Annotated in this window: 21 protein-coding genes and 1 riboswitch; of the genes, 5 read left to right on the top strand and 16 right to left on the bottom strand. The window is 70.3% G+C overall.

Annotated features, from left to right (window positions below; genetic code table 11):
• Positions 1-228: 228 nt before the first annotated feature.
• The 10 genes from QCN29_RS13630 to QCN29_RS13585 all read right to left on the bottom strand — a co-directional run bounded on the left by QCN29_RS13630 (position 229) and on the right by QCN29_RS13585 (position 11,401).
• Positions 229-1,608, bottom strand: coding sequence for an NAD(P)/FAD-dependent oxidoreductase (locus QCN29_RS13630; RefSeq protein ID WP_279928145.1), 1,380 nt, complete (start codon positions 1,606-1,608; stop codon positions 229-231).
• A gap of 452 nt (positions 1,609-2,060) precedes the next feature.
• Positions 2,061-2,987 (bottom strand): Ppx/GppA phosphatase family protein, encoded by a 927-nt coding sequence (locus tag QCN29_RS13625; RefSeq protein ID WP_279928144.1) that lies wholly within the window; start codon positions 2,985-2,987, stop codon positions 2,061-2,063.
• Positions 2,984-3,529: a DUF501 domain-containing protein gene (locus QCN29_RS13620; protein ID WP_279928143.1), complete on the bottom strand. Its 546-nt coding sequence runs from the start codon at positions 3,527-3,529 to the stop codon at positions 2,984-2,986. Before QCN29_RS13620 ends, QCN29_RS13625 begins: the two co-directional genes overlap by 4 nt.
• 95 nt (positions 3,530-3,624) lie before the next feature.
• Positions 3,625-4,104: an FtsB family cell division protein gene (locus QCN29_RS13615; RefSeq protein WP_279928141.1), complete on the bottom strand. Its 480-nt coding sequence runs from the start codon at positions 4,102-4,104 to the stop codon at positions 3,625-3,627.
• Between the two features lie 116 nt (positions 4,105-4,220).
• Positions 4,221-5,510 (bottom strand): phosphopyruvate hydratase, encoded by a 1,290-nt coding sequence (gene eno / locus QCN29_RS13610; protein WP_279928140.1) that lies wholly within the window; start codon positions 5,508-5,510, stop codon positions 4,221-4,223.
• A 290-nt stretch (positions 5,511-5,800) separates the two neighbouring features.
• Entirely contained in the window at positions 5,801-6,556 is a 756-nt protein-coding gene (locus QCN29_RS13605; RefSeq protein ID WP_279928139.1) for a transglycosylase family protein, read from the bottom strand.
• Positions 6,557-6,560: 4 nt separating this feature from the next.
• Positions 6,561-6,689, bottom strand: a riboswitch (cyclic di-AMP (ydaO/yuaA leader).
• Between the two features lie 321 nt (positions 6,690-7,010).
• Positions 7,011-8,147, bottom strand: coding sequence for a LysM peptidoglycan-binding domain-containing protein (locus tag QCN29_RS13600; RefSeq protein WP_279928137.1), 1,137 nt, complete (start codon positions 8,145-8,147; stop codon positions 7,011-7,013).
• Between the two features lie 132 nt (positions 8,148-8,279).
• A complete protein-coding gene (locus tag QCN29_RS13595; RefSeq protein WP_279928136.1) occupies positions 8,280-9,506 on the bottom strand; it encodes a cytochrome P450 family protein in 1,227 nt (408 codons plus the stop codon).
• A gap of 152 nt (positions 9,507-9,658) precedes the next feature.
• Positions 9,659-10,597: a nucleoside triphosphate pyrophosphohydrolase gene (locus tag QCN29_RS13590; protein WP_398859198.1), complete on the bottom strand. Its 939-nt coding sequence runs from the start codon at positions 10,595-10,597 to the stop codon at positions 9,659-9,661.
• Positions 10,598-10,750: 153 nt separating this feature from the next.
• Positions 10,751-11,401, bottom strand: coding sequence for a SurA N-terminal domain-containing protein (locus tag QCN29_RS13585; RefSeq protein ID WP_279928133.1), 651 nt, complete (start codon positions 11,399-11,401; stop codon positions 10,751-10,753).
• Positions 11,402-11,602: 201 nt separating this feature from the next.
• Here QCN29_RS13585 and QCN29_RS13580 point away from each other — a divergent pair, with 201 nt between their 5' ends.
• Complete coding sequence (locus QCN29_RS13580; RefSeq protein WP_279928132.1) at positions 11,603-12,553, top strand: glycosyltransferase family 2 protein; 951 nt, start codon at positions 11,603-11,605, stop codon at positions 12,551-12,553.
• Positions 12,550-13,875, top strand: coding sequence for a polysialyltransferase family glycosyltransferase (locus QCN29_RS13575; protein WP_279928131.1), 1,326 nt, complete (start codon positions 12,550-12,552; stop codon positions 13,873-13,875). The genes QCN29_RS13580 and QCN29_RS13575 overlap by 4 nt, the downstream gene beginning before the upstream one ends.
• Here the strand turns inward: QCN29_RS13575 and QCN29_RS13570 are convergent.
• Together QCN29_RS13570 and QCN29_RS13565 are read right to left on the bottom strand one after the other, a co-directional pair.
• Complete coding sequence (locus tag QCN29_RS13570; RefSeq protein ID WP_279928130.1) at positions 13,781-14,278, bottom strand: GtrA family protein; 498 nt, start codon at positions 14,276-14,278, stop codon at positions 13,781-13,783. The two genes, QCN29_RS13575 and QCN29_RS13570, sit on opposite strands and share 95 nt — an antisense overlap.
• Positions 14,275-15,258, bottom strand: coding sequence for a glycosyltransferase family 2 protein (locus QCN29_RS13565; RefSeq protein WP_279928129.1), 984 nt, complete (start codon positions 15,256-15,258; stop codon positions 14,275-14,277). The genes QCN29_RS13570 and QCN29_RS13565 overlap by 4 nt, the downstream gene beginning before the upstream one ends.
• Before the next feature lie 122 nt (positions 15,259-15,380).
• Between QCN29_RS13565 and QCN29_RS13560 the strand changes: the two genes are divergently transcribed.
• Both QCN29_RS13560 and QCN29_RS13555 read left to right on the top strand, forming a co-directional pair.
• Positions 15,381-17,888, top strand: coding sequence for a YfhO family protein (locus QCN29_RS13560; RefSeq protein ID WP_279928128.1), 2,508 nt, complete (start codon positions 15,381-15,383; stop codon positions 17,886-17,888).
• A 42-nt stretch (positions 17,889-17,930) separates the two neighbouring features.
• A complete protein-coding gene (locus QCN29_RS13555; RefSeq protein ID WP_279928127.1) occupies positions 17,931-18,869 on the top strand; it encodes a class I SAM-dependent methyltransferase in 939 nt (312 codons plus the stop codon).
• 168 nt (positions 18,870-19,037) lie between these two features.
• Here QCN29_RS13555 and QCN29_RS13550 read toward each other — a convergent pair whose 3' ends face one another.
• Positions 19,038-20,144, bottom strand: a complete 1,107-nt coding sequence (locus QCN29_RS13550) for a S1 family peptidase (protein ID WP_279928126.1) — start codon at positions 20,142-20,144, stop codon at positions 19,038-19,040.
• A 573-nt stretch (positions 20,145-20,717) separates the two neighbouring features.
• Between QCN29_RS13550 and QCN29_RS13545 the strand changes: the two genes are divergently transcribed.
• Complete coding sequence (locus QCN29_RS13545; protein ID WP_279928124.1) at positions 20,718-21,221, top strand: hypothetical protein; 504 nt, start codon at positions 20,718-20,720, stop codon at positions 21,219-21,221.
• A gap of 45 nt (positions 21,222-21,266) precedes the next feature.
• Here QCN29_RS13545 and QCN29_RS13540 read toward each other — a convergent pair whose 3' ends face one another.
• The 3 genes from QCN29_RS13540 to QCN29_RS13530 form a co-directional block, all read right to left on the bottom strand.
• On the bottom strand, positions 21,267-22,874 hold the full coding sequence (locus QCN29_RS13540; protein ID WP_279928123.1) for a serine/threonine-protein kinase: 1,608 nt from the start codon (positions 22,872-22,874) through the stop codon (positions 21,267-21,269).
• Positions 22,871-23,569 carry a hypothetical protein gene (locus tag QCN29_RS13535; protein ID WP_279928122.1) on the bottom strand — a complete coding sequence of 233 codons (699 nt, stop codon included), beginning with the start codon at positions 23,567-23,569 and terminating at the stop codon, positions 22,871-22,873. Before QCN29_RS13535 ends, QCN29_RS13540 begins: the two co-directional genes overlap by 4 nt.
• 161 nt (positions 23,570-23,730) lie before the next feature.
• On the bottom strand, positions 23,731-24,078 hold the full coding sequence (locus QCN29_RS13530) for a hypothetical protein (RefSeq protein ID WP_279928121.1): 348 nt from the start codon (positions 24,076-24,078) through the stop codon (positions 23,731-23,733).
• Between the last annotated feature and the right edge of the window lie 73 nt (positions 24,079-24,151).

Genomic DNA, 24,151 nt, shown 5'->3' with positions numbered 1-24,151 from the left:
CCGACCACTGTCCGTGCTTCCCGCCGCTGCGCAATGCCATGGCAAAGAACATGTACCGACCACGTAATGACGCATCCGGAGCGCCCGCACGCGCCCTGCGGGCACATCAGGGCACGAGGGCCCTGAGATCGATGTCCAGAGCCGCCGCTCGCCGCGCAATGCGGAAGGGCCGCCCGCACCACGGATGGCGGGCGGCCCTTCTGCAGGCTCAGGAGAAGCGCGGAGGCGTCAGGAGGCCTTGGCCTTCTCCGGCTTGGCCGCGGACGGGGCCGGGGCCGGCTTGGCCGCCTCGTAGAACTCCTCGCGCGGGGACTCGATCGCGCCGAGCGAGACGACCTCGCGCTTGAGGAACATCGCCAGCGTCCAGTCCGCGAAGACGCGGATCTTGCGGTTCCAGGTCGGCATGGCCATGCCGTGGTAGCCGCGGTGCATGTACCAGGCGAGCCGGCCCTTGAGCTTGATCTTCACCTTGCCCATGACGATCATCGCGACGCCCTTGTGCAGGCCGAGCCCGGCCACCGCGCCCTTGTTGGAGTGGCTGTACTCCTTCTGGGGGAAGCCCCGCATGCCGGAGATCACGTTGTCGCCGAGGACCTTCGCCTGACGGAGCGCGTGCTGGGCGTTCGGCGGGCACCAGGCGTTCTCGTTGCCCGCCTTGCGGCCGACCACGTCCGGAACCTGGGCGTTGTCGCCCGCGGCCCAGATGTAGTCGGTGCCCTGGACCTGGAGCGTCGGCGCGCAGTCGACATGGCCGCGCGGGCCCAGCGGCAGGCCGAAGCGGGCAAGCGCCGGGTTGGGCTTGACGCCCGCGGTCCACACGATGGTGTTGGAGTCGACCTCCAGGCCGTTCTTCAGCACCACATGGCCGTCCACGCAGGAGTCCATGGAGGTCTGGAGGTAGACCTCCACGCCGCGGCCCTCGAGGTGCTCCTTGCCGTACTTGCCGAGCTTGGGGCCCACCTCGGGCAGGATCTTGTCGGCGGCGTCGACGAGGATGAAGCGCATGTCCTCGCGCTTGACGCTGGCGTAGTACTTGGCAGCGTCCCGCGCCAGGTCCTCCACCTCGCCGATGGTCTCCGCGCCGGCGAAGCCGCCGCCGACGAAGACGAAGGTCAGCGCCTTGCGGCGGACGTCCTCGTCGGTCGTCGAGTCGGCCTTGTCCAGCTGCTCCAGCACATGGTTGCGCAGGCCGATGGCCTCCTCGATGCCCTTCATGCCGATGCCCTGCTCGGCGAGGCCGGGGATCGGGAAGGTGCGCGAGACCGCGCCCAGCGCGATGACCAGGTAGTCAAACGGCAGCTCGTACGCCTCGCCGACCAGCGGCGCGATCGTGGCGACCTTGCGGTCCTGGTCGATGGTGGTGACCCGGCCGGTGAGCACCTCCGCCTTGGGCAGCACGCGTCGCAGCGGGACGACGACGTGCCGCGGCGAGATGCTGCCGGCGGCTGTTTCGGGGAGGAAGGGCTGGTACGTCATGTACGAGCGCGGGTCGACGACCGTGACGGTCGCCTCGCCGTACCGCATCTTCTTGAGAATGCGTCGTGCTGCGTACAGGCCTACGTACCCACCGCCTACTACGAGGATCCGGGGACGCTCCGTGGTGCTCATGCCATCGAGTATCCACCCCCCTCCCCGGGGGTGCTCGTGAGCCCCTTCACAAGGAGTCGAGCCTGCTCTGCTACACTGCGCCGCCCGCGTGACAGAGCTCATGGCAGGGGCGGGGAACCACGGCGCATCGACGAACGTTGGACACCCCTTGTGAGCTGGCCCCTAAGGGACATCCCCCAGGGGGCCGGCTGACGGGTTCACACCGTCGTTGCGCGCCGGGCGGTCCCCGGCAGACAGCTGGAAAGGACCAACGGCCCCGCGGAGCGGGGCCTTAGACCCTCCCTGCCACGCCTCAGGGACCTTTTCCTTGTGAAGAACTTCACGAAGTTTCCTCCGTGAGGGACCAGGCGGTGCCGTCGACTGCCCGTACAGCACCCCACGCCACCGCCGTCGCCCACCGAAACCTGCCGCCGAACGGCTACGCGGCACCCGGGAGAGGACGCCGCGAACGGCTACTCGGCGCCCTCTGCCGCCTTGATCGCGATTCCGTCGAGGATGTCGTGCTCGCTGACCACGACCTCCCGCACCCCGATCCGCTTTATGATCCGCAGCAGGACGAGCGCCCCCGCGGCGATCACATCCACCCGCCCGGGGTGTATCACGCCGATGGCGGCCCGCTCGTCGTGCGTGGAGTTCAGCAGCTCGCCGGTGATCCGCTCGACCTCCTCACAGGAGATCCGGGAGTGGTGGATGGCAGAGGAGACATAGGAGTCCAGGCCGAGCGCGATCCCGGCCACCGTCGTGACCGAGCCGGCGAGGCCGACGAGGGTCCGCGCCTCGCGGATCGGGACCGTCTCCTCGACAAGGTCGAGCGCCGCGTCGATGTCCGCGGTGATGGCGGCGATCTGCTCGGGCGTCGCAGGGCTGTCCGGGGCGTGCCGTTCGGTCAGCCGTACGCAGCCGATGTCGACGGAGCGCGCCGCCTCGACATGGCCATGGCCGATGACGAACTCGGTGGAGCCGCCGCCGATGTCCACCACCAGACGCTCCTCGTGGCCGGTCAGCTCGCGGGTCGCTCCGGTGAAGGAGAACTCCGCTTCCTGCTCACCGGTGATCACCTCGGGCTCGACGCCGAGGATGTCGAGCACACCGCGTACGAACGCGTCGCGGTTCTCGGCGTCGCGCGAGGCGGAAGTGGCCACAAAGCGGACCTTCTCCGCGCCGTGCTCCTTGATGGCCGCCGCGTACTCGCGGCAGGCTGCGAAGGTGCGTTCCAGCGCCTCGGGGGCGAGGCGACCGGTCCGGTCCACACCCTGGCCGAGGCGGACGATCGTCATCCGGCGGTCCAGGTCGACCAGCCGGCCGGTCGCGGGGTCCACGTCGGCGACGAGGAGGCGGATGGAGTTGGTGCCGCAGTCGACGGCCGCCACACGGGTCACTGAGGAGCCTCCTTCGCCGAGCCGTCCGTGCAGGGCGTGACGCAGGGGCCCTTCGCCCACCACTCGGGCAGCATCGCGATCGCCTCGTCGCCCAGCGGGTTCACCCCGGGCCCCGCTGCCAGCGAGTGCCCGACCAGCACATGCAGGCACTTCACCCGGTCGGGCATGCCGCCCGCGCTGGGGAAGTTCTCCAGAACCTCGACGGCGTCCCGGCGTGCGATGTAGTCCTCGTGCGCGGCGCGGTAGGCGGCGGCCAGCTCCGGGTCCTCCGCCAGCCGCTCGGTCATCTCCTTCATCACCCCGTTCGCCTCCAGCGTGCCGATCGCCGACGCCGCCCGCGGGCAGGTCAGGTAGTACAGCGTCGGGAAGGGGGTGCCGTCGGGCAGCCGCGGGGCCGTCTCGACGACGTCCGGCTGCCCGCAGGGGCAGCGGTGCGCGATCGCCCGCAGCCCGCGCGGCGGGCGGCCGAGCTGCGCCTCGAAGGCGGCGATGTCCGCGGCGGTCGGCTCGGTCGGCTCGGTGTGGGGAGGAGGGGTTTCCATGCCTGCCTGAATGTTCTCGGTGCGGTGGTGACTTCTCGGTGCTGTGAGTGCTGTGAGTGCGGTGAGCGCGGTGAGCGCGGTGAGCGCGGTGGGGGCTACTGCCCGGCGGGGCGGTCCGCGTGGTCCACTCCGTCCCAGACATTGGAGTACCAGGGTCGGTCCGCCGCCCCCTCGTCGTCCCGGCGGCGCTCCTCGGCATCCGGGTCGATCATGGTGTAGGCGGTCTCTCCCGGCATCACATAGTGCAGATGCTCACGGGCCAGCCGCCGGACGTACTGGTCGTCCTGGAGACGGGCCTTCTCGTCCCGGAGCCCGGCCACCCTCTCTCGCGCCTCCTCCATGCGCCGCTCCTGTTCGGCGATGTCGGCGCGCTGCGAGACGTACTGCCGCATCGGGTAGGCAAGGGCCACCACCAGCGTGCAGACGACGAGCACCAGGAAGGCGGCCCGGCCGGTGAGCCGGGAGCGGCGGGCCTGGCGGCGGCTCTGCGAGCGGTAGACGCGGGCGGCCGTCTGCTCGCCGAGCAGCCGGATCCGGGTCGCGGTGGAGAACCGGTCCCGGTCCTTCGCGGCCATGCTCCGCCTCCTTCACGCACATACGTCCTCGCACACGGTACGGGACCGGGTGCGAGGACGTACGTATATACGGGTGTCAGCCCTTGAAGCTATACGGCTGTCAGCCCTTGCTGTGCTTAGTGGTCCGCAAAGCGAAACCGCGGGAAGGCGCTGCGCCCTGCGTACACCGCCGCGTCGTCGAGGATCTCCTCGATGCGCAGCAGCTGGTTGTACTTGGCGACGCGCTCGGAGCGGGCCGGGGCGCCGGTCTTGATCTGGCCGCAGTTGGTGGCGACGGCAAGGTCGGCGATGGTGACGTCCTCGGTCTCGCCGGAGCGGTGGGACATCATGCACTTGAAGCCGTTGCGCTGGGCCAGCTCGACGGCGTCCAGGGTCTCGGTCAGCGAGCCGATCTGGTTGACCTTCACAAGCAGGGCGTTGGCCGCGGCCTCGTCGATGCCGCGGGCGAGCCGCTCGGGGTTGGTGACGAACAGGTCGTCGCCGACCAGCTGGACCTTGGCGCCGAGCTTCTCGGTGATGGTCTTCCAGCCGTCCCAGTCGTCCTCGAAGAGCGGGTCCTCGATGGAGACGAGCGGGTAGGCGTCGACGAGCTCCGCGTAGTACTCGGTCATCTCGGCGGCCGAGCGGGACTTGCCCTCGAACTCGTACGCGCCGTCCTTGTAGAACTCGGAGGCGGCGACGTCGAGCGCCAGCGCGATGTCGCGGCCGGGGGTGTAGCCGGCCTCCTTGATCGCCTCGAGGATGAGGTCGAGGGCGGCGCGGTTGGAGTCGAGGTTCGGGGCGAAGCCGCCCTCGTCGCCGAGGCCGGTGGACAGGCCCTTCTGCTTCAGGACCTTCTTCAGGGTGTGGTAGACCTCGGTGCCCCAGCGCAGGGCCTCGGAGAAGGACTCCGCGCCGATCGGAGCGATCATGAACTCCTGGATGTCCACATTGGAGTCGGCGTGCGAGCCGCCGTTGAGGATGTTCATCATCGGAACGGGCAGCAGGTGCGCGTTCGGGCCGCCGAGGTAGCGGAAGAGCGGCAGGTCGGAGGCCTCGGAGGCGGCGTGCGCCACGGCCAGGGAGACTCCGAGGATGGCGTTGGCGCCCAGGGACGACTTGTCCGGGGTGGCGTCCAGGTCAAACATCGCCTGGTCGATCAGGCGCTGCTCGGTGGCGTCATAGCCGACGAGCTCCGGGCCGATCTGCTCGATGACGGCGAGGACGGCCTTCTCCACGCCCTTGCCCTGGTAGCGGTTCTGGTCACCGTCGCGGAGCTCGAGAGCCTCGAACGCACCGGTGGAGGCGCCGGACGGAACGGCAGCACGGCCGGTGCTGCCGTCGTCGAGGCCAACCTCGACCTCGACCGTGGGGTTGCCTCGGGAGTCCAGGATTTCCCGGGCTACGACGACGTCGATGGACGGCACGAGCATCTCCTTCTGGGATGTGACGCAAGTTGTGATGCGAGCTGGATGCCAGCAGTGCAGGGTCTGATTCGGCCTTGCGGCAAGAGCCTAACCGGCCCGGGGGCCGCCGCCTGCCGATGCCCGCCCGCTGGGACGAAAAAGGGTGCGAAGTGGACCGGCTGGGGACGAAGCGCTACATGCCTACCGATCAGTAGTGACAGGGGGGTGACCGCCGGCCACGGCATGCGGAAGCCCCGGCCCGGTGCGCACGGGGGAAGCGCTCCGGACCGGGGCGGTCACAGCCGGGCGGGTCAGCTCAGGTGGAGCCGCTGGCCCGGGAAGATCAGGTCCGCGTCCTCGACGATGTCGTCGTTGAGGTCGTACAGCTTCTGCCAGCCGCCCTTGACGCCCTCCGCCTTAGCGATCCTGCTCAGCGTGTCGCCGGGCTTGACCTCGTACTCGCCGTCGCCCTTCTTGAAGCCCTTCGCCGGGGCGGCGGGCTCGGCGGACGACTTGGCCGACGGCTTCTTCTGAGCCGGAGCCGGGGCCGCGGAGCGCTCGGAGCGGGTGGTCGGAGCCTGGCTGCGCTGCTGCGACTGCTTCGGCTGCGCCTTGGGCTTGGACTGCTGCGCGGAACCGGAACCCGAACCAGAACCAGAGCCAGAGCCAGAGCCAGAGCCGCCGCCGGTGTACGCGGCATTGGACAGGCCGACGCCACAGTGCGGCCAGGCGCCCTTGCCCTGGCCCGCGAGGACCTTCTCGGCGATCTCGATCTGCTGCGCCTTGGTGGCGAGGTCGGCGCGCGCGGCGTACTTGGCGCCGCCGTAGGCCGCCCAGGTGGAGGCGGAGAACTGCAGACCGCCGTAGTAGCCGTTGCCGGTGTTGATGGACCAGTTGCCGCCGGACTCGCACTGCGCGACCCTGTCCCACTCGGCGGCGGTCGCGGCGGAGGCGGAGGTCGCACCGAGCAGCGGGGCGGCCACTGCGGCGCCGGTGACGCCGGCGAGCGCGGCGATACGGGTGGCCTTCGACGGACGGCGATGCTTGCCCTTGCCGGAAAGCAGCATGGAAGTGTCTCCTCACCGACGCCTGCGAGGTGAGCTGTCGGGTTCGGGCCGGATGAGTGCCCGGCCGCGCGTCCTAGCGCGCGGCTTCACCCCAAGCCGGTCCCGGCCTCTGAGAGCACAGCGCGTCTCAACGGCCCGGTCCGGCGCCTACCTTGGGTCCCCCGCTCCTGCCTTCGGCGCTCCACGCGACGACTGTTCCCGCCGTCCGCCGGCAGGATTCGGCGTGACGGTCGACGGGGCCCGCGGTGGCGAGCGGTTGGAACCGTAAACACACCGGCCGCTGCCGCTCAAGGGCGAACATCACGGATGAATCACTCTTTCCGCGATCGACTTGACACGCATTTCCGCAGGTGAAGGGCGATTCGGACGGATTCGACAGCCGCGACACGCCAGTTGGGGCAGAGAGACGCTTGTCTCACTTACGCAGAATCGGATAAACACCCCCGAACTGCCGCTACTTCAGATCCAGATCGAGGCTCTGGCCAGGGTGAATGAGGTCGGGATCCGACCCGACGGTCTCCTGGTTGGCCTCATAGAGCGCGACCCACCCCCCGGGCACCTCACGCTCGTCGGCGATCGCCCAGAGGCTGTCCCCGGGGCGCACGGTGTAGCCCTGCTCGCCGACTGCCGTGTCGGATGCATCACGTGAAGCGCTGTCACCCCGCGAGGCATGCCCACCGAATTCTCGGCTTGCATCACTGATACCCGACTTGTCCGCCTCATCCGCAGGTGCACCGCGATGCCGCCCGGTACCCTCGCCCACGGTCAGATCGGAGTCGACGGGGTCGGTCGGCTCGATGGTCCGGGTGGGCTCCACGGCGTCCTCGGGCAGCGTCTGCCCGCCGGAGCCGCCGGACCCCTCGGGGGCCGCGGACCCGGCGGAGACGCCCGGGGAATCCGACGCGTCAGGCGAGACCGTTGTGCCGCTCTCCTGCGGCAGACCCGAAATGCCCGCCCCGGATCGGGTGGTGGGCTGCTCGCCGCCCTCCGGCACCGACGAGGGAGACGACGAGGGCGACGACGAGGGGGAAGAGGACGGAGACGGGGCAGCCGTCGTAGCCGCCCCGGCGGAGCCCTCACCCGAGGAGCCCGCGCCGGGCGAGCCGCCGTCGGCGGGGGCCGCACCGCCGGAGCCGATGCCGATGCCGGAAGAGTTCGCGCCGGAACCCGTCACCGCTCCGGGCTCCACCCCCGGGTTGACGTCGGCGGACTCGCCGCCGCTCCGCAGATTCGCGGTCGCCGAGCAGTTGGGCCAGGCATCGACCCCCTGCACCGCGAGGATCTGCTCCGCCACGGCTATCTGCTGGGCGCGGCTGGCGAGGTCGGGGCGCGGCGCATAGGCCGCGCCCCCGAAGTCCTCCCAGGTCTGCTGGGAGATCTGGAGTCCGCCGTAGTACCCGTTGCCGAGGTCGGCGCTCCACATCCCTCCCGTCTCGCACTCCGCGACCCGGTCCCAGGTGGCGGCGTCGGCCGCGGAGGCGGAGCCGGCCCCCAGCAGCGGGATGGCGATGGCCGAGCCGGTCACCCCCGCCGCGACGACGAGGGCGGGAGCCTGGCGGGGTCGGCGGTGTCGACCGTTCCCGGAGCGCATGCGGTTGCCTTCCGTGTGACTGCAAAGCGCCGCTGAAGCAGCGGAGATGGCAGGTGAACCTAGTCGCATTTGATCGCAAGTAACAAGTCGATGCAGCAGGGATCACATAAACATCACGAAACTGACGATGAATCAATTACTGTGCGCTGTGAACTCCACCGGGAGCGTGCGCAGTCCACGCATGATGAGCCCCCCACGCCACCGCAAATCGGCCGGATCGGCCGCAAGCCGGATATCGGGCAGACGGGTCAGCAGTGTGGCGAGCGCGGTCTGCCCCTCCAGCCTGGCGAGCGGTGCGCCCAGGCAGTAGTGGATGCCGTGCCCGTATCCCAGATGCTGGTTGTCCCCGCGGGAGAGGTCCAGCGTGTCCGGCTCGGCGAACCGCTCGGGATCCCGGTCGGCCGCCGCCAGTACGACGAGAACGGGGTCACCCGGCGCGATCCGCCGACCGCCGATCGTCAGCGGCTCGGTGGCGAACCGCCAGGTGGCCAGCTCCACCGGCCCGTCGTAGCGCAGCAGTTCCTCGACACCCGTCTGCAGCAGCCCGCGCTCCCCCGCCGCCAGCGACGTCTGCAGCCGCTCGCGCTGCTCCGGGTTGCGCAGCAGTGCGTAGACGCCGTTGCCGATGAGGTTGACGGTGGTCTCGAAGCCCGCGAACAGCAGGATGAAGGCCATGGCCGCGGCCTCGTTCTCGGTGAGGTGCTCACCGTGGTCAGAGGCCCGGATCAGCCCGGAGATCAGATCGTCCCCGAGGGCGTCCCGCTTGCGGTGGATCAGCTCCGCCAGATATGTGCGCATCTTCTTCACCGAACGGGCGACACCGCCGCGCGGCCCCCCGCCGTGGCGGATCATCATCCCGGCCCAGTCGCGGAAGTCGTCCTGGTCCTCACGCGGCACGCCCAGCAGATCGCAGATGGCGTAGATGGGCAGCGGGAAGGCGAACTCATGGATGAGGTCCGCGCTGCCGCGTGCGGCGAAGCCGTCGATGAGCCGGTCGGTCAGCTCCTGGACGCGCGGCGCGAACTCCGCGACCCGCCGCGGGGTGAACGCCTTGGACACCAGCCGCCGCAGCCGGGTGTGGTCGGGCGGATCGATATTGAGCAGATGCGTCATCAGCTCCGCCTTGCGCTCGCCGGGGATGCCCGTCTTCCCCTTGGCGTGGGCGGATTCGTCATGGTGCGCCGGGTTCTTGCTCAACCGCTGGTCCGCGAGGGCCTGGCGGGCGTCGGCGTACCGGGTGACCAGCCAGGCGTCCACACCGCTGGGGAGCCGGGTCCGGTGTACGGGCGCGTGCTCGCGCAGCCAGGCGTAGGCGGGGTACGGATCGGCGGCGAACTCCCAGCTGAACAGCGTCGGCACGGGCCCCGACGGGGCGGTGCCGGGCGCGGAGCCCGGCGATGCGGACCGCGCAGCGGGACCCCCTCCAGGGGATGCGGCGGACCCCCCTCCAGGCGATGCGGACGGGGCCCCCGGCTCCGGCCCGGAGCCGGGCGCGGACTGCGGCCCGGAGGTCACGCCATCGCCTCCGCGGCGAGGATCGCGTCCCGGAACGCCCGCCCCGCGGCGCGCAGCGCGGCCTCGGGGTCGACGCCCTCGGCCTCGGCGCGCACGGCGAGGCGCAGCAGCTCGTACCCCACGCCTTCGCCCTTCGGCAAGTCCACGTCGAGCCCGGCGTTCCGCACCCGTGCGGCCAGCTTGGCGGCGAGCGCCAGCCCCGGCTGTCCGAGCGGCACGCCCTCGGTCACCGAGACACGCTGCTTCTCGGCGGCCTTGGTGCGCAGCCAGTGCTGCTTGACCTCCTCCGGCGTCGTCGCGCTCTCCCCGCCGAAGACATGGGGGTGGCGGTGGATCAGCTTCTCGACGAGCGTCCCCGCGACGTCGTCCACGGAGAACGCCTCGTCGGGGTCTTCGCACTCCTCGGCGATCCGGGCGTGGAAGACGACCTGGAGGAGTACGTCTCCGAGTTCCTCGCGCAGCTCGTCGCGGTCGCCGTCCTCGATGGCCTCGACGAGTTCGTACGCCTCCTCGATGGCGTACTTGGCCAGGCCCTTGTGGGTCTGCTGGGAGGACCAGGGGCACTCGCGGCGGATGCGGTCCATGACCTGCACCAGGTCCAGCAGCCGCGCACCGGGGAGGTCGTAGGAGCCGGGCAGCAGCTCGAGATCCGGCATCGCCACGCGCCCGGAGCCCGCCATCCGGGCCAGCCCGTCCGTGAGGGTCCGGTCGCCCTCGCCGGAGGCGAGGACGACGACGGTCCGCCCGCCCGCGCACGCGTCGACCAGCTCCTGCGCCGAGGGGCCGGCGATCTCCACGCGCACCCCCGCCTCACGCAGATACGGCAGCTGCGGATGGCGGTCGTCGGCGCAGAGCACCCGGTCGGCGGCGTGCAGGGTCTGCCAGGCGGGCCAGGACAGCAGTCCTGGGGCGACCCGGTGGCTGGCGGTGAGCAGGACGACACGCCCTGTCCGTTCGGCGCCGGCGGCGTCGGCGGGTGTCTCGTCTGCGGCGTCGGCGGGTGTTTCAGCGGTCACCCGTCGAACCTACCGCGCCCCCCGGGCCGGGCGCTCAGGCCCGCCGCTCAAGCCCGGCTCCAGGCCCGGAGCTCACGCCCCGGCGGCCGCCGTCCCCGGCTCGCTGCTGACCTGCGTGATCCAGTCGGCTTTGTAGTCGCCGAGCTCCAGCTTCCGGTCGCTCCACGCGCCGAAGCGCGGATTGACGTCGATGTCGAGCGATTCGGCCGCGGCCGTGAAGGCCTCGTTCAGCTTCTGCTGGCCCTCGGGGGTGTTGGTCGCGCCGATGGCGGCGGCCAGCTTGTTGACCGTGACGTCGCGGCGCACCACGTCGTCGATCTGACCGGGGGCGACGCCGCGCTGCTGCAGATACATGGCGGCGAGCTGATCGGCCCCGCCGGCCTGCCCCTCCAGGACGGACCGCGCCTCCTGGACCTCCTTGCGGGTGACCTCCACCCCTGCGTCGTCGGCGGCGCGCCGCACCACCCGGTCGACGATGAGGTCGTACAGCTTGGCACGGGTGAGGCGGCCGGTGTCCTTGATCAGCTGCGCGGCCTGGGGGGAGCGCTCCTGTGCGGTGCGCACCTCCGCCACCTGCGCTTGTACGGCGGACACCGGGATCCGTTCGTCTCCGACGACGGCGGCCGCGCCCGGGTGCGCCTCACTGCCGCAGGCGGCGAGCAGGGGAACAGCGACGAGAAGCGCAGCGGAGACGGAGAGCGCGGTGCGACGACGGCGGTGCAAAGGGGCCTCCCGAAGAGCTTGTGCGACGGTGCACAACCTTGCGGTGATCGATGGTAGGCAGTCTCAGTGGTGTGGGCCACTGATTCGTCCAACGATTCGGCCACCGGTTCGGATGTGCCCGACCCGACCCTCACCGCGCGTTCACCCGGCGCTCACGGCGATGTCAGCGGCCCGACCGGAAGTCCGCCCTAAGGTCGCCCGGTGACCACGCTCTCCGTCATCGTCCCCTGCTACAACATCGAGGCGTACGTATCCGACACCGTTCGGAGTCTGGTGAACAACGCTCGGGAGGACTTCGAGTTCATCTTTGTCGAGGACTGCTCAAGGGACCGCACTTCCGAGGCCCTCACGGCTCTCACGGCGAAGCTGCCACACAGCACGCTCCTCCGGCATGAGCAGAACCGCGGTCTCGCCTCGGCGCGCAACACCGGGATCGACCGGGCCCGGGGGCGCTATCTCACCTTCCTCGACGGGGACGACTGGCTGGCGCCCGGCCATCTGGCGGGGTTGGTCGAGGCAATCGAGCGGCTCGGTGTGGACTTCGTGCGCACCGACCATGTGGAGGTGACCGGCACAGACCGGGTCCTCAAGCGCGCGCCGGAGGGCCGCCGCGACGAGGTGCTCGACCCCCGCACCGGGATCCTGCCGGTCGCCGAGTCGACGATGGTCGACTATCCGTACGCCTGGGCCGGGATCTATGACACGCGCCTGCTGGAGAAGGGGCTGCTGCGCTTCCCGGACGGGCTGCGCACCGCCGAGGACCGGCCGTGGATCTGGCAGCTGCACCGCCGGGCCGCGTCCTATGCAGTGACCCCGCTGCACGGGGTCCGCTACCGGCGGGGCGTCGCCACCTCGCTCACGCAGGTCGGGGACGTACGGCAGCTCGACTTCTTCCGCGCCTTCGACCAGGTGATGAGCGAGCTCGCCCATGACCCCGAGGCCGTGCGACTGCGGCCCAAGGCGATCCGCACCTACGCGGTCGTCATCGCTCATCAGCTCAGGAGCCGTCGGCGGTTCGAGCGGCCCGTGGAGCGTGAGTTGCGCAGGATGGCCCGCGAGGCGCTGCGCGCCTTCCCCGCCGAGGATCTGGAGCAGGCTCTGGTCGGCCTGGACGACGCACGGCGCACCATCTTGCGAAAGGTTTCCTCATGACCGTTCAGATGTTCTGCGCTGCCACCCAGTACGCGGCGGCCACCGTCGCCGCGGCGCTCCGCTCCGGGCTCTTCGGGCGGCGCGCAGACCACCGCCGGATTCTGGTGGTCAGCGACACCTCGGCCGCCCCCGAGATCGGGACTCCGCTGGACCTCATGCCCGGCTTCGAGGCGCTGCGCCCGGAGTTCGATGAGGTACGTTCCTGGAACGAAACGATCCGCCCGCACCATCCGGCCGGCTGGTCGCCCCGGCCCCAGGACGTTCCGCTCTGGGAGAAGAGCCTCCGGCTCGCCTGGAGGCTGGGCGATGAGCCAGTGGAGGTCGCCTGCGAATCCATCCAGGCCAACCCGTCAAGGGCGATCGCCGCGATCTTCGCGAACAGCCCGGTCCATGTGTACGCGGACGGCCTGATGAGTTACGGGCCGACCCGGAACCGGATCCCACTGCCGATGAGCAGCCGGATCCGCCGGCTGCTCCATCTGGACCTGGTGCCCGGACTGCGTCCGATGCTTCTGTCGGAGTACGGAGTGGAGCCGGTCGCCGTACCCGGCGCCGAGTTCCTCGCGGTGCTGCGGGAGGTCAGCGACGCGGCCGACGAGGCCGACGGCGGAGGGCTCCCCGCGGGGACGGCGCTGCTGCTCGGCCAGTACCTGTCGGCGCTGGAGCTGATCAGCCGGGACGAGGAGGATGGGCTGCATCTGCGGATGCTGCGCGGCGCCGCAGCGCTCGGCCACCGCACGATCACCTTCAAGCCCCACCCGAGCGCCCCGGCCGACTCCACCCTGGCGATTCAGGAGGCCGCCCGGGAGCTTGGGGTGAGCCTTGACGTGCTGCGTACACCCGTGCTCGCCGAGACACTGTACGAGAGGGCCCGGCCGGAGCTGGTGGTGGGCTGCTTCTCCACGGCGATGATGACGGCCGCCGCGCTCTACGGGATCCCCGCCGCGCGGGTCGGCACGGACCTGCTGCTGGACCGCATCACTCCATATCAGAACAGCAATCGCGTGCCGCTGACCGTGGTCGACGCACTGCTGCCCGCGCTGGAGGGGGACGAGCGGGCAGGGAAGCCCGTCGATCTGACAGCTGCCGACGAGGTCGATCCGCTGGTGCGGGCCGTCGGGTTCTGTATGCAGGCGACGGCCTACCCGGAGCTGCAGGAACAGACGGCGGAGCTGCTGCGGACGCTGCCGGACGCCGAGCTGACCCGCTATTTCAAGCGGCGTCGGCTCACCAGTCTGGGTCTGCCGGGCGGGCGGCCGGTGCGAGCGGCCGCGCTGCGGCGCCATCCGGCGGTGCGGAAGGTCGTCCGGAAGCTGCGGTGAGGTCCTCGGCTGAGCTGTCGGGCCGGTCGCCCCCGTCGGGCCGCAGCATGATCGTGCGGGAGACGACGAAGGTCACCGGGATGGCGGCGGCGGCCGCGAGCAGGGGAGCGTACCGGCTGCCGAACTGCAGGACGTCCACCAGGAGATAGACGCCTGCCGTGGTCACGGTGAAGTTCGCCAGGTTGGTGAGGGGGAAGAGCAGGAACTTCCGCCAGGTCGGCCTGGTGCGGTAGGTGACATACGACGTCAGGAAGAACGACCCCACCATGCTCAGCACGAAGGCGGCGATGTGCGCGGCTATGTACGGCAGGACGGTGAGGAGCGCCAGATAGCAGCCGTAGTAGGTCACGGTGTTCACCACGCCCACCAGGGCGAACCGGACCAGCTGGGCCTGGACCGTCATCGGCGTACGAGCTCCTGGGACTTCTGCGGGTGGGGCGGGTTCGGCGGCTGCCTTCTGGAAAGGCCCGTGTTGGCGGCCTTCACCAGGAAGTGCGGACGGCGTTTCACCTCATAGTAGATACGGCCGACGTATTCGCCGACGACGCCGAGCATCACCATCTGCACCCCGGCCAGTGCGGTCAGGGCCGTCAGCAGCGTGACATAGCCGGGGGTGTCCACGCCCCGCGCCAGGGCGACGCCGACGATCCAGGCGGCGTAGCAGGAGGCGACGGACAGCAGCGTCATGCCCAGGTAGAGCGCGGCGCGCAGCGGTTTGTCGTTGAAGGAGAGCAGCCCGTCGAGCCCGTAGTTGAGGAGTTTGCCGAAGGTCCAGGCGGAGCGTCCCTGCTCGCGTACCGCGTTCTCATAGGAGAACGTTGTCGTACGGAACCCGACCCAGGCGAACAGGCCCTTGGAGAAGCGGTTGTACTCGGTCAGCTGGAGGATCGCGTCGACCGTGCGGCGCGACAGCAGCCGGAAGTCGCCGACCCCGTCGACGAGTTCCACATCGACCATTCGGTTGATCAGCCAGTAGTACGCCCGGGCGGCGAGGGTGCGGCCCACCCGGTCGCCCTTGCGGGTGCGGCGGGCGATGACCTGGTCGTAGCCCAGCGCATGTTGCTCGGCCATCCGGCGGATCAGTTCCGGCGGATGCTGGAGGTCGGCGTCCATGATGACGACGGCGTCGCCCGCGGCGTGCTGGAGGCCGGCCAGCATGGCGGCTTCCTTGCCGAAGTTGCGGCTGAAGGAGAGGTACCGCACACGCGAGTCGACGGCCGCGAGGTCCTCCAGAATCCGAAGCGTCCGGTCCTTGCTGCCGTCGTCGACATAGACGAGTTCTAACTCGTGGTCCACAAGCTTCATTTCGGCCGTGACACGGTCATGGAAGCGCTCAAGGATCTCTTCTTCCTCGTAGCACGGCACTACTACAGAGATCAGCACTGCTGCACAGAAACCTGTCTGTGTGTCAGGAACCAGTGATTCCCATGTCTCTGAAGTGACCAGTGGGTGAATTGCAGAGATTTGACACAGGATTACCCGTTCGGCGCCGGCATATTTGTCGTATGCCTCCCCCCGGCCCCCGCACCCGTGCGGCTGCTCTCGCTGCCCTGATCACTGTGACTGCCGTCTGCGCGGGCGACGCCGTCGCCCGCAGCTTTCCGTTCGGGCCGCACACCAGGAGCGTCAACGACCTCGGAAACCAGTTCGTGCCGTTCCACACGAGGCTGTGGGACCTGCTGCACGGGCGGGCTGACGGCGGCCTGCTGATCAACTGGCAGTCCGGGTACGGCACCAGCTTCCTGCCCGACCTCGGCACCTATCTGACCAGCCCGTTCGCCCTGCTCGTCGGGCTCTTCCCACGGCAGGACATCGACCTCGCCGTTTATGTCGTGACGGTGCTGAAGATGGCGGCGGCGGCCGCGGCGATGGCTTTGCTTCTGCTGACCATGCGCTCCTCGGGGCGCTGGTGGGCAGCGGGGGTGCTCGGCGCCTCGTACGGGCTGTGCGGCTGGTCGGTCATGGAAGCGTCGTACAACCCGATGTGGCTGGACGGCCTGGTCGCACTGCCGCTGCTGTGCCTGGCCGGCGAATGGGCGCGCACCCGGCAGCGGCCCGTCCTCGCGACGCTGCTGGTCGCTGCGGTGTGGGCGGCCAACTTCTACACCGCGTACATGGCCACCCTGGGGGCGGCGCTGGTGCTGGCCGCCCGACTGGCGACGGAGCGGACGGAGCAGGGGCCGGTGCGGGCGCTGCTGCGTGCGGCCTGGACCACCGCGCTGGGCGTCGCGCTGGCCGCCCCCGTGCTGATCCCGGTGTACCTGGGCACGACTTACGCCTATCCGGGCTGGAACCGCCCGTTCGCCCCGGCCGCCTGGCCCGATGTCTTCGCCCGGATGCTTCCCGCGACATACAGCTTCTTCACCCCGGCGCTCTTCCTGGGCACGGGAACGCTGCTGCTGGCGTGCGCACTGGCCTTTCACCGCGCGGCGCCGACGCGGGAGCGATGGGCCTGGACGGGGCTGACGGCCGTGGTGGCGCTGTCGCTCCAGTGGGGGCCCACACATCTGCTGTGGCATGCGTTCGCCACGCCCAACGGCAGCCCCTATCGGCAGACGTTCATACTGGCCGGGGTGGTGGTGACGGCCGCCTGGACCGCCGTCGCCCACGCATGGCCCTCACGCCGTGCGCTGCTGGGCGGCTGCGCCGTGCTGGCCGTGATCGCGGCCGGGGCCTCCTTCAGCGAGCTGGTCACCGAGTGGACCTATCCGCTGTTCGCCGCCGGGCTGGTCGCGGCCGCCGCCGCTCTCGCGCTGGTGCGGCGCGGCCGCCGGTACGCGGTGCTCGCCGCGCTGCTCCTGGCAGGCGCACAGGCCGGGCAGGCCGCGGCGACCACCGCGTACGCCGACCGGCAGCGGCTGAACCGGCTGGACGACTACGCGCCCTGGGGAGACCGCCAGCGCACCCAGGCGGAGGCCGTGGCCGCCGCGGACGGCTGGCCTCGCCACCGCACCGAGGCGGGCCCCGAGCGGACCACCGCCAACGATCCGCTGCTGGTGGGCGGGCAGGGCGGGGCCTACTACTCGAGCCACACCCCCGAGGTGCTGACCCGCACGCTCGCGGCGCTCGGCGGCGGATGGACGTCGAACGGCCGGGCCGTGCACGGCCCGGACAACCCGGTCACCGACGCGATCTTCTCGGTCGGCGCGCGTGTCCATGTGCCGCGCGACCCGCACCAGGGCTGGAACCGGCCCGACGACCGGCCCGTGACCGTCACCCGGCAGGAGACGCCGCCGCTGGTGACCGTACGGCCCCCGAAGCCCGGAGCGCCGCCGGTCGCGTACGGCCGCTCGGCGTTCCGCAACCAGCAGACGCTGCTCGGCTCGACCGTCTACACGATCCCCCGCACGGCGCTGCTCGGCCCGGACGGCGCGGCGCCCGCGGGACGCAGGCTGACGCCCGGCGCCCCGTACACGCTGAGCGCCCGCTGCCCGGCGGGCAGCGAAGTCCATCTGTGGGCACCCGACTTCTTCGGTACGGCCCAGCTGGCGGGCACTGCGGACCCGGTCGACTTCCGCGGCGGGCTGCCCAAGCGGCGGGCGGCGATGCAGCGCCTGGGCGACGCCGTGAAGGGCCCGGTGACCGTCACGCTCCGGGCGGAGAAAGAAGGGACGGTGCCGCGCGAGGCCATCGGCTGTCTGGACCGCGGGCTGCTGGCGGAAGCGGTCGGCGAACTGAAGCGCGCGGGCGCGATGTCGGTCTCGGTCACCGGCGACACCGTGCGGGCCGAGCTGCCCGCGGGGACCACCGGGACGGCCGTCTTCGCCCTGCCGCGCATCGTCGGCTGGAGCTGCGAGGGACGGCCCGCCGACGCGTATCTGGGACTGGTCGCCGCGCCCGTGCGGCCCGGCGACTCCTCCGTCGAGTGCACCTTCCGCACACCGGGACTGGGCGCCGGTGCGGCCGTCGGGGCGTGCGCGCTGCTCGCGCCGGCGCTCACGGCACTGCTGCGTTCTGCACGCACATGTCCTCGCCGCCGTGCGGCCATCAAGACTTCATCTGGGCGGCACTGAAGTGTGGTGTGCGCGACGGGCGTTCACGCGTACCTTCCCGGCATGCCCTCTCTCCTGCGCAACCGCCTGTCGAAGCGAGTCCTCCGCCCGGCCGTGAAGCTGGTCGAGCAGCGCATCGATCACCGCGTCAACAGACGTGTAGAGCACATCGGCAAGCCCCTCCGGGAGGAACTGGCGGCTCTCAGAGGGCAACTGGAGGAGATGCGGCGTCGGCAGTACGCCGTCGACCTGCTGCTCGACGGCACCGGCCGCGGCGCGAGCCGCATCCCGCCCGCCCATGAGGTGGACACCCTCGTACGGCAGACAAGCGAGGTGACCGGCAGCGCTGAGCACGCCCGCCGCAGCGTGGTCGTCGCCTACCGCACGGTGGTGGCTCTGGAGGCGCTCGGCGTCGGCCGCCTCGCGGGCTCGACGTCCAACATCTGCGGCAAGCTGGCCACGGTGCCGCTGCTGTCCCCGCCGAACGGCAGCATCCTGGAGATCGGCACCCTGTACGGGCTGTTCGCCACCGCGCTGGTGCGGATGGTGCACCGCGCCGGCATCGAGCCGGATCTGACGATCGTGGACCCGCTGGCGGGCCTTCAGCTCCAGCCGGGTGCCAAGCAGGGGGCCGACCCCACGGGGACGCCGGTGCGGGAGGACGTCGTCCGCGCCAACCTGGCGCTGGGCGCGAGCCGGGCGGCGCTTCAGGCCCGCATCCAACAGGGCTTCTCCTCCGATCCCGAGGTGCGGGCCGCGGTCTCCGACCGGGCGTACGGAGTGGTCATCGTGGACGGCGACCACTCCATGGAGGGAGTCACAGCCGATCTGGAGTGGGTCGAGGAGATCGCCGCACCCGGCGGGATCGTGGTGCTCGACGACTACGGCGACAACAAGTGGCCGGGCGTGCAGGAAGCGCTGGACAAGCATCTGGCGGGCGGAGAGACCCGGCTGAGGCTGCTGGGTCGGGTCTCGACGTCGGCGTTCCTGCGCGCGGACTGACCCTGCGGGGCAGGTGACCGTTCGACGCCGGATTGCGGCGTCGTCGGCCGAAGGAGCGTGAGGAGCAGGCTCGGCCCACCCCTCACGCTCCTTCAGCACACCTTGTGTTCACCCACACGTCGGGCTGCACATGAAACAGGCAACCGACATGTTGGAGCCGTCAGTTGGTCAGTAGACTTCCATGCCGTACCAAGCGAGTGCCTCGTTGACTGGCTGAAAGTAGCTCATACACGTCCCTTTCACATATCCGGACGTAAGCCCGAGGGCGGCATCACCGCGGAACAGCGGCCCACCACTGTCGCCGGGTATGCGGCAGATGTCCGCTATGTCGAGCCCGTAGACTTTTCCGTCACCATAGTTCGCCGTCTGGTTCTTCTGTTTCAGGAGGCCACAGGAGTAGCCACTCTTGTATCCGGTAGAACAGACGTACTCGTAGACGTAGCTGTCCCGCGAGTGAGTGATGTCCTGAACTCCTCCGGACGTTTCAACGTTCCCGTACTTGGTCACGCTCGCGTTGTAGTGGCGGACGAGCCCGAAGTCGTTCTCCGGGTAGAATGCTCCCTTGGTGTACCCGATGTATGTGCCGTCCGACTTGTGCCAGTCGCGACCGCCCTCGTAGTGAGTGGGCTTCGTGCAGTGACCCGCCGTGAGGAAATACTTGTCATTGGGATCGGCCTTCTTCCGCACGTTGAAGCCCAGCGAGCACGAGATGATCCCGTAGGCCACGACATAATCGCCGCCATTGATTGACGCCGACGGCCGCAGCTCCCCGGCGAGGCGTTCGATGCGGGCAGCATCACCATATGGTTCGATCAGCGCCTCGAGCGTCGAGTAGTCTGCGGTGCTGACAGTGGTGTCCGCCCGGACAATCACCTGGTTTTCAGGTTCGTCGACGCCCCAGGATGTCCCCGGCGTATTGATGACAACGTCCAACTTCTCCTTGATCTTTTCCAAGTAGGCCGTGTCATACTTGACGATCTTCGGTAGGGCGCCTGCATCGCGCACCTCCTCTGCTGCGGCCTCGTCCGTGACAGCGACCACCAGACGATTCTGACGCCGGTCCAGGTAAACACCCCCCGTTCGGGATGCGCCAAGACGGCCGACCAGTTCGAGAGCCTTCTTGCCACTGAGCCCCGCGGCGACGGGCACGTCGCGGGACGAAGCCCGATCGCCTGGCCGAGCCTGTGCCGTTGACGGAGCCAGCAGAGCCGTGACAACAACTCCGATTACCGCCATAGCCATTGCCACACGGGAGAAGCCCGTGTTCGCTGCCATTGTTCCCTCCCCATGGATGCTGCCGATCATTCGACGAGCAGGGAGAGTGAACCTGTCAAAAGTTGACGATCGGCAGCGGAATCATGAATTCAACTGATCACATCCGGCGATAACTGGATCAGCAACGCACCTTGAACCACCCGCACCGCTCAGGGGGCGGCGCATGTCGCCCTCAATCGAGGTACATCCCCAGCGGCTCGCCGTGCATGCGCTGTTGGGCATATGCATGTCCTCAGCAGCTCTGCCGACCTCATCCCGAGCCGCAGATCCGAGGTCCTGAGCATTGCTCGAGCGGGCGGCCCGGTCTCCCCCAAGTCCCACTCAGCGTTCACCTGTCGCTCACACCAGCGTCAGAAAGCGCTCGTTTGCACAGTCCTAGTCTCGCCCGGTGACCACAACCTCACCGGCATCGAACTGTCCAAGGAATGCTGGCTCACTTGCTTGCTCGACGTGATGACCGGCTCGGGCAGGGCCCTCACTCGCTTCACGACCCCGCATCGGCCATCCACAGCCCGACAGGGGAACCAGTTCCAGGACCCCCTCCTCACAGTTTCGAAACGTCTTGGAGGAAGCATGAAGCGCAAAGCGAAGAGCCGGTGGCTGTTTCCCCTTCTCGCCCTGTCCGGCCTGCTGGCCGCCGGCTGTGCGGGCTCCGGCGGAGAGGAGGCATGCACCGCGATCGGCGGCGAGTCGGGAGTCGCAGTGGCGTGGAAACCGGCCGACTTCGCCACCTCGGCCTCCGGGACTTCGCATACGGACACCGGAGGGCTCGTCGCCGAGCTCTGCGCACATGGGGTCTGCGAGAGCAGGACGGTGGGGAAGGCCGACGGCGATGCGTCGCCCCTTCTGAGCAGCGTGGAGCTTGACGAGGAGACCGGCGAGGGGCGTGTGCCGGTGCGGTTCACCGTGACCGCGCGGGACGACGGCGATCGGGTGCTCTTCGACGAGCGCGCCGATGTCGAGTTGCGGAAGTACCAGCCCAACGGGAAGGACTGCCCTTCGACGTTCTTCCGAGCCACACTCACGGCTGCCCCGGAGCAGGGACTGGCCGCCACCCCTCTCGGCAGCGTCCCGTGATTCTCGGCGGTGGTTCCCTACCGGCGTCGCGTTGCGTCGCCGCGCTCACCCGCCCGTGGGGAACTGCCGGCGGAACTGCTGCTGGTGCGCGAGCGCGCGGCGCAGCTCGGCCGGGAGCGGGTGGTACGGGCCGTACACCCGCTCCGCGTCATACAGCAGCGACTGGAACTGCCGGCTCCCCGCCGTGTGGTCCCCGAGCGCCAGCAGCAGATGGCCGATGCGGTGGCGTATGCCGAAGGCCCGGTCCGGGTCGGCGACCTCCGGGGGACGGCCGTCGCGGCTCTCGTAGTGAGGCAGGAGGGCGCGGTACTCGGCGAGCGCCGCGGCCGCCTCGCCGAGCTGGTCCAGACACTGGGCGGCGTCATAGCGGTACTGGAGGGTCTGCGGATCGGCCGGGCCCGCCTCGGCCGCCCGGTCGTCGGCGAGGCGGCGAAGCTCGGGGAGGGCACGGCGGTACTGGCCGTCGTCCATCAGGGTGGCGGCGTACTGCTTGCGCAGAATCCGTACGACCGCCGAGCGCTCGCCGTGCTCCGCCGCCGCGGCGGGCAGAATCCGGCCGAGGAGGTCCACGGCCTGGGTGATGCCGCCTTCACCGAGGAGCCGTTTGACCTCGTCGACCGCGGCGGCGACATCCGGCGTCGGCGTGCCGCCAGGGGCGACGGGCGGTGCCGACGGGGCCGGCGAGGGCGACGGGGTGGGCGGGGCAGGCGGGGTGCTGGGGACAGCCGGGGCGATGCGCGGGTCGGCGCGGTCGGGCCAGGGGGCGTACGGGCGCAGAAAGGGGCGCATCGGGTCCAGGGGGCCGACGGGGACGCCGCGCGTGGGCAGCAGCGGGGCGAGCGACTCGTACACCTCCTGCGCACCGGACGGACGGTGCTGCGGATCCTTGGCGAGCAGCCGCAGCACCAGCGCTTCGAGCGGCTCGGGCACCTCGGGGCGCAGGCTGCGGACCGGCACGGGCGCCTCGTACAGATGGCGGTGGAGCACACCGAGAGCGGTGGAGCCGGCGAAGGGCACACTGCCGCTGAGGAGTTCATGGAGCAGCGCCCCGAGCGCGTACAGGTCCGTGTACGGGCCGACCGCGCCGCCCATGGCCTGCTCGGGGGCCATATAGGCGGGGCTGCCGATAGGCGAGCCGGTGTGGGTGAGCCGGGTGGTGTCGGCATCGATGACGGAGGCGACGCCGAGGTCGAGGACGGTGAGCGTGCCGTCGGGCTTCACCATCACATTCCGCGGCTTGAGGTCGCGGTGGACGATCGGCACGGCGTGCACGGCGGCGAGCACCGCGCACAACTGCGCGGCGACGGCCACCGCCCAGGGCCAGGGGTACGGCTCGTGTTCGGCGAGATGGTCCGCGAGGTCCGCGCCGTCGACGTACTGCATCACGAGATACAGGTCGTCGCCGTCGCTTCCGGCGTCATGGACGGTGACCAGCCCGGGGTGGGCGACCTGCGCGGTCACCCGGCACTCGCGGACGAACCGACGACGCATCTCGTCGGCTGCGTCAGCTGCGGCCATATGGTCGGGGCGCAACAGCTTGACGGCGACGCGGCGGTCCAGACGGCCGTCGTAGGCGGTCCAGACCTGGCCCATGCCGCCCTGACCGATGAGCGCCGACAGCTCGTAACGCCCGGCGACGACGCGTCCGTTCACCGACCGCCGCCGCCCTGGCCGCCGCTCCGGCCGCCGTACTGTCCCTGCTGACCCTGCTGACCCTGCTGACCCTGCTGCGGCTGCTGTCCCTGCCGCCCCTGGTCCCTGCGCAGCAGGTCGCTCAGTTCGTCGAGCTCCGCCCGGACCTGCGCGATGCGGGGCGGCGCCCCAGGGGGCTGCGGGGGCGCCTGCGGCTGCGGAGGCGCAGGGCGGGGCGGGGCCGGGGGATACCCCAAGCCGTACTGCCGCCCGTACGGCTGCGGGGGCGCCGGCGGGGGCGCCGGCGCGGCGGGGACATGGCCCACCGGCCCCGCCGGCCGCACCTGGTAGTGGTGCACATCGGCGATCAGGTAGTACGTCACCACCCCGGCCATCTGCAGCAGCAGCCCTGCCATGCCCACGTCCTGCACCCAGGTGTCCGCGAACCGCTGCTCCAGCATCCCCATGCACACCAGATTCAGCGCCAGCTGGCACCAGAACAGCACCCAGTCCCGGACCGCCCGCCGCATGATCGCGATTCGCAGCATCCCGACCCAGGCGAGCAGCCCCAGACTCAGCACGATCAGCACGGTCAGCACCACCCGCACCGTGATCGCCCCGGCACCCGCCCCGCCCCCCGCCGTCCCGCGCGCAGCGGACCGCGGAAGGTGCGGCGGGGGCGCTCCCGGTGGCGTCATGCGCGCGGGATCCTGCATGGTGTCGCTCCTGAGGGGACGGGCCGAGGAGTTATGAGCGTATACACCGACTCCCCCGACCGCCCTCGGGTTGTGCAAAGGACGGCCCGGCCGGCCGCGGGGAGGCTCGAATGGTCACCCGTTGCCATTCGGCAGTAGAGCTCGATGAGTTCGGCCGCCCTTCACCGGACCTTCCTCACCCGCGCAGGCCGCCAGAAGACGAGGCAGTGTGCAGCGGGCCCGAGCGTGGCGAGCAGCAGAAGCAGCACATCCATCAGAAACACCAGGCCGTCCGCGTCCACGGGTGTGAGCAGCGCCTGCGCCATCCAGGCCAGCCAGATCACCGAGAAGCCCGCGCATATCAGCCAGTGCGCATACGCCTGCCGACGCAGGGCGATCAGCAGAGAGGGCACGGGGCACAGCATGCCGAGGCTGGCCACCGGCACGGCGGCCAGCAGCACCCTGGGCAGCGCATCCTTGACCGGACGGGCTGCTCGGGCGGCCGCGACGGCGGAGGGGGCGGGCTTCACGGGCGGGTTCCTCTTGGGGCGAGAAGGGATGATCGCACGATCTGTACAGGCCGACCGGTCGTATGAGTCGCCG

Origin of the sequence: Streptomyces chengmaiensis, assembly GCF_029846775.1 — a bacterium.
In the GTDB taxonomy this organism is placed as follows: Bacteria; Actinomycetota; Actinomycetes; order Streptomycetales; family Streptomycetaceae; genus Streptomyces; species Streptomyces chengmaiensis.
Note: the sequence above shows the minus strand (reverse complement) of the source record. Positions and strands in the feature narration are given on the sequence as shown.